Below are 277 nucleotides of genomic sequence, written 5' to 3'. Positions count from 1 at the left end.
CTCGTTCGCCGGCAACGATTGCCCGGTTGATCCTCATGCCTGTGACGCCGGTGATGTCTGACACGACATGGTGAAGCTGAAGATTCATCTCCATCAACGCCTTTTGCATATGCTGGATATGAGCGGCAGCGTATTCGACCAGTCGTTCTCGTTGCCGCAAATATGCACGCAGAGTGGCAATTTGTGCATTCGGCCGAAAGCTTCCTCGAAGCAGACCATAGGAGTGCAGTTGGCGCAGCCATGCCGCATCGCTGACATCGGTCTTACGACCAGGAAC

The 277-nt window shown here is 54.9% G+C and carries 1 protein-coding gene; it reads right to left on the bottom strand.

Features of this window, described 5'->3' with window-relative positions; translation table 11 throughout:
* A partial coding sequence (locus tag HBA93_RS20920) for an IS110 family transposase (protein WP_221724553.1) occupies window positions 1–277 on the bottom strand: 277 nt, incomplete at both ends.

Origin of the sequence: Ochrobactrum sp. SFR4, assembly GCF_019730395.1 — a bacterium.
GTDB lineage: Bacteria > Pseudomonadota > Alphaproteobacteria > Rhizobiales > Rhizobiaceae > Pseudochrobactrum.
The sequence above is the reverse complement of the archived record's forward strand: the minus strand, read 5'-3'. Positions and strand labels throughout refer to the sequence as shown.